This is a genomic window from Pseudofrankia coriaricola (assembly GCF_001854805.1).
Lineage (GTDB): Bacteria > Actinomycetota > Actinomycetes > Frankiales > Frankiaceae > Pseudofrankia.
Genome location: NZ_MBLO01000218.1, coordinates 1 through 5,286, shown reverse-complemented (window position 1 = coordinate 5,286; position 5,286 = coordinate 1). Strand labels below are relative to the sequence as shown.

Here is a 5,286-nt window from a genome sequence, read left to right as displayed (position 1 = left end):
GATCAAGCAACCTACTGACTACACTTCGGACAACACAGGCCAAAGTGCCAGGCTGTGCGCGTAGCGATCTTCGAGCACTCGCAAGTTCGGTCTAGGGCGCCGCTGGCCGGAAGGTCGCTTGCGCGACCGCCGGCCGCGGCGCCTGTCGGGCGCCTAGGGCGCCCTCCCGGCCTGGTTTCGGGGTTGAGGTGTATGGCCGGGGCTGGTGTGGGTCGGGGTCGGGATGTGGTTGCGGTGGCGGTGCGCCAATGCGCTGTCGCGGGCGGTGGTCGCCAATGCGCTGTCGCTACTGGTGGCTGGGTTGGGCTGGCGCCTCACTGGAACGGGGTCGTCCTCGGCCGGCGCGACCCGCGGACGCCTCACCAGAACGGGTTCCTGCGTGGCGGCTGGTCGGGGTCGAGAAAAGGCGTTGCCGTCCCGGCCCGGTCGCGCGTAGCGTCGTCGGTACACGAGAAGGGAGGTGGTCCAGAGTTGTGTATTTCTTGGACGCGTGAGGTGACTGTCAGCTAGCCGGTCTCGTGGTCCTCACCGAGCGGGACACCGTCCCCATCCGGGTGCCCATGAGCCCCGGCCGGCGAGTACCAGGCAGTTACCGGGCCCCCGGGTGCCGTCGTCGTCCCGACGGCCCGCGTCGTGTGCCACGCACCGACGCGGAAGTACCCGGGGGTTTTCACGTTCCCGGGCCTGTTATGTCCGGCCTGTCATCCTTCGCGTGCCGGCGGGCGGCGCGTGCCACACCAGGTCGACGGACGTCACGTCGCGCGGAGAGCGGACGGGTATGGCCGGAGGCGGGGAGCAGCGGGCAGGATCGAGGCCATGCCGACTCTCGTCCTGCTCCGCCATGGCGAAAGCACCTGGAACCAGAAAAATCTGTTCACCGGCTGGGTGGACGTCGACCTGTCCGAGAAGGGCGTCAAGGAGGCCACCCGCGGCGGCGAGCTGCTGCGCGAGGCCGGCGTACTGCCGGACGTCCTGCACACGTCCCTGCTCACCAGAGCGATACGGACAGCCTGGATCGCCCTCGACGCAGCCGGACGGCTGTGGATCCCGGTCCGTCGCAGCTGGCGGCTCAACGAGCGGCACTACGGCGGCCTGCAGGGCCTCGACAAGGCCGAGACGCTGGAGAAGTACGGCGAGGAGCAGTTCACGCTCTGGCGCCGCTCCTACGACACCCCGCCGCCGGAGATCACAGATCGCCAGGAAAGCGGCGTCGACGAGCGCTACGCCGAGCTCGCGCCGGACCTCGTTCCGAAGACCGAATGCCTCAAGGACGTCGTCGTCCGGATGCTGCCCTACTGGTACGACGCGATCGTGCCGGACCTGCGGGCCGGGCGGACCGTCCTGGTCGCCGCGCACGGCAACTCGCTGCGCGCGCTGGTCAAGCACCTCGATGGGATCAGCGACGCGGACATCGCCGGCCTCAACATCCCGACCGGCATCCCGCTGCGCTACGAGCTGGACGCCGACCTGAAGGTGATCTCGTCCGCCTATCTCGACCCCGACGCCGCGGAACTGGCGGCCGCCGCCGTCGCGGCTCAGGGCAAGAAGAAGTAACCCACGCGCTTGGGCAGCGGGCTGGGGCGCGAGGCGCCCCAGCCCGACCCGCCTTGACCCCTATTCCTTGACGCCGGTCACGAGGTAGACGACGCGACGGGCGACCGAGACCGCATGGTCGGCGTAGCGCTCGTAGAAACGGCCGCACAGGGTGATGTCGATCGCGGCCTCCATGCCATGTGGCCACGGCCGCTCCAGCAGGATGTGGAAAACCTGGCGGTGCAGGTTGTCCATCGCGTCGTCGTCGGCCTCGAGCTCGCGGGCGAGCTCGGTGTCACGGCTGGCGATGACGGAGCCGGCCTTGGCGACGATCCGCTGCGCTACCTGGCCCATCTCGGTCATCGTGCCGCGCAGCTCCGGGGGAACGGCCCCGCCTGGGTAACGGCGCCTGGCCACCTTCGCCACGTGCAGCGCCAGGTCGCCCATCCGCTCCAGGTCAGCCACGATGCGCAGCGTGGTGACGATCACCCGGGCGTCGGTCGCGACCGGGGCCTGGCGGGCCAGGATGTCGAAGGCACGCTCCTCGAGCTCGTTGCGCAGCAGGTCGACGGTCTCGTCGGCCGTGATGACCTGCTCGGCGAGCCTGAGGTCGGCGTCGAGCAGCGCCGTGGTCGCGCGCGCCATGGCCGACGCGACCAGGTTTGCCATCTCGACGAGGGAAGCTGTGATGCCCTCGAGCTCCTCGCGGAAGACGTCCCGCACCGGCGGACTCCTCTTCATGATCTATGTCGTGATCGTCGTTCGGGTTCAGGTGCCCGCCCGGCGTGCTCTGCCTGGTCGCTCGCCTCAGTAGCCGGGGCGCCGCTGTCGGCGGCGATGCCGGACCCACGGCTGCGCCGTGGCACGGACTCGGGACTCGTCGACCCGAGTTCGCTGCTTCTGATTGGTCGAAGATGCGGTGACCTCACCGCGACCCGGTGAACGTTGACGTTAGCGGGGATGAACACCTAGCGACGAACCGCCGAGCTGAACCGTTCGGCGGCCCGCGGAGGGCGCGGGGGCACCTAACATTCGGCGCGTGGGCGACAGGTCGGTGAATGATGTGACAAGCATGCTACGGTACGCAGCCCGGTCCGCGCCGGCCTGCTCTGCCGCACCGACATTTGACGATGTGCACTGGCTTGACGATGTGCACAGGCTTGACGATGTGCACGGGTTTGACGATGTGCACCGGATCGTCCGGCAGGATGCCACCCGCCGGGTGGCGGGGGGCCGCCTCGCGGCGGTGCGCGGATGACCTCACCGACGCCACCGCCCGCCGGGCCGGCACGGCCAGCGGACCGGCGGCCGCCGGTCCGCTGGGCGCACGCCTCCCAGTCCGGCGTGCCGACCGACGACCTCGATGCCACGCTGCCGGCCAGCCAGCTGCGTCGGCTGGTCGCGGCGCTGCCGTCCGGCGTGCTCGTGCTGACCGTGAACGACGAGGTCGCGCTGGCGAACCAGGCGGCGCACGCGATGGGCGTGGTCACCGGCAGCAAGGTCGCCCTCGAGTCGGTGCTGGACCTGGTGCGGCGCACCCGTGAGGTGGGTGCCGGGCTCGACGGTGAGCTGGACCTGCCGCCGGTGCCGCCGCCCCCGCTTACTCGGCCGCGCCCCGACCAGGAGGCGGTCGCCGTGCGGGCACGAACCCGGCCGTTGGGTGGCCGAGGTCACATAGCCGTCATTCTCGATGACGTCACCGAGTCCCGGCGGGTCGAGGCCGTCCGCCGCGACTTCGTGGCCAACGTGAGCCATGAGCTGAAGACCCCGGTCGGCGCGCTGCACCTGCTAGCCGAGGCCGTGCAGGCGGCCAGCGAGGACCCGGTGGCCGTGCGCCGGTTCGCCGACCGGATGACGCACGAGTCAGCCCGGCTGGCCCGGCTCGTCCAGGAGATCATCCATCTCTCCCGGCTGCAGGGTGCTGACCCATTGCCGGTGATGAAGCCGGTCGCGGTGGGCAATGTGGTCACGGAGGCGGTGGACCGCAACCGGCTGGCGGCGCAGAACCAGGGGATCTCGGTGGCCGTCATCGGGCAGACCGACGCCGGGGTGCTCGGGGACGAGTCCCAGCTGGTGACCGCGGTGGCCAACCTGCTGGAGAACGCGGTGAGCTACTCGCCGCGAGGCACCAGGGTCGGGCTTGGCGTCCGCTGTGTCGGCGACACCGTGGAGATCTCCGTCGCGGACGAGGGCGTCGGAATCGCGGAGAAGGACCTGGAGCGGGTCTTCGAGCGCTTCTACCGGGCCGATCCGGCACGTTCCCGGGAGACCGGCGGCACCGGGCTGGGCCTCGCGATCGTCAAGCACATCGTGACCAACCACGGCGGTTCGGTCGGCGTCTGGAGCGCGGAGGGCGCCGGCTCGACCTTCACCCTGCGCCTGCCCACCTACCTGGACGACCAGGCCGACAACCAGGACGCGGATCTCGACGACCCGGCGGAGGGGGAGGAGCCGGGTGCCGAATCCCCTGGACAGGAAGCCGTCGAGCCAGCGACCACCGAACTCGGTGATCCGGCTGACGGCGCGGACGCGACGGCGGACCATCGGGACGGCGAGCCCGCGGCCCCTCCGCCCGCGCCGTCGTCCGAACAAGACCCATCCAGCAGCCACGAGCCCGAGGAACAGGCCACGAAGGACTACACGGCACGTAACAATCAGTTAACAGGCGGGTGGTCGGAGGACGACCAGCCAGCAGATCAGCAAGTCCTCGAGCAGTGACCACCAGAGAACATCGCCGTCGTCGGCCCGGTCACGCGTGACCACCCTGACGACGGTTCGTGAAAGGAAGAGTGACCGGTGACCCGCCTGCTCGTGGTGGAGGACGAGGAGTCCTTCTCGGAGGCACTGTCCTTCATGTTGGAACGCGAGGGTTTCGACGTCGCCGTGGCGGCGGACGGGCACACCGCGCTGTCGGACTTCGAACGCCACGGGGCCGACCTCGTGCTGCTCGACGTCATGCTGCCGGGCCTGTCCGGCACGGAGGTGTGCCGAGCGCTGCGGCAGAAGTCCTCGGTGCCGGTGATCATGCTCACCGCCAAGGACAGCGAGATCGACAAGGTGCTCGGCCTGGAGCTCGGAGCCGACGACTACGTCACCAAGCCGTTCTCCTCGCGTGAGCTCGTCGCCAGGATCCGAGCCGTGCTGCGCCGGCGAGGCAGCGAGCCGGACGAGGCCGCGCCCGTCACCCTGGAGGCCGGCGGCGTGCGGATGGACGTCGAGCGGCATGTCGTGACCGTGCACGGAGCGCAGGTCGCCCTGCCGCTCAAGGAGTTCGAGCTGCTGGAGATGTTCCTGCGGAACACCGGTCGGGTACTGACCCGTGGACAGCTGATCGACCGGGTCTGGGGGTCGGACTACGTCGGTGACACCAAGACGCTCGACGTCCACGTCAAGCGCCTGCGGGCGAAGATCGAGTCCGAGCCGGGCAACCCACGCCACCTCGTGACCGTCAGAGGACTTGGCTACAAGTTCGAGCCGTAGGCGGTCCCGTATGCATGTCGACTCCGGTCGGCGTTCCGCGGATACGTCTCGCCCGAGTTGCGCGGTCACCGTGCGGTTCGCACTGGTGAGCGGGTAGTGAGGGTGTGCCGTGTCGGCGGCGGGGCACCGGAGCCGGCGCGTAGCCTCGTTCGTTGCTCGATGCCTGGTACGTGGGTGTCGCGCGACGATGGCGAAGCCTCGCGCGGCCGGAGGCGGCCGGTAGACCCGGCCAAAGGCCGCGCGACGATGGCGAAGCCTCGCGCGGCCGGAGGC

4 protein-coding genes are annotated in these 5,286 nt (G+C 70.0%); 3 read left to right on the top strand and 1 reads right to left on the bottom strand.

The window, feature by feature from the left end:
• Positions 1 to 816: 816 nt before the first annotated feature.
• Positions 817 to 1,554, top strand: coding sequence for a phosphoglyceromutase (locus BCD48_RS25305; RefSeq protein WP_071050876.1), 738 nt, complete (start codon positions 817 to 819; stop codon positions 1,552 to 1,554).
• 60 nt (positions 1,555 to 1,614) lie between these two features.
• Here BCD48_RS25305 and phoU read toward each other — a convergent pair whose 3' ends face one another.
• Complete coding sequence (gene phoU, locus BCD48_RS25300; RefSeq protein ID WP_071050875.1) at positions 1,615 to 2,256, bottom strand: phosphate signaling complex protein PhoU; 642 nt, start codon at positions 2,254 to 2,256, stop codon at positions 1,615 to 1,617.
• 531 nt (positions 2,257 to 2,787) lie between these two features.
• On the opposite strand from phoU, the gene BCD48_RS25295 reads away from it, so the two are divergent.
• The gene (locus BCD48_RS25295; protein WP_083419169.1) at positions 2,788 to 4,251 is read left to right on the top strand and encodes a sensor histidine kinase; all 1,464 of its coding nucleotides are present in this window, start codon (positions 2,788 to 2,790) and stop codon (positions 4,249 to 4,251) included.
• 78 nt (positions 4,252 to 4,329) lie between these two features.
• Positions 4,330 to 5,013, top strand: a complete 684-nt coding sequence (locus BCD48_RS25290) for a response regulator (RefSeq protein ID WP_071050874.1) — start codon at positions 4,330 to 4,332, stop codon at positions 5,011 to 5,013.
• The last annotated feature ends 273 nt before the right edge of the window (positions 5,014 to 5,286 follow it).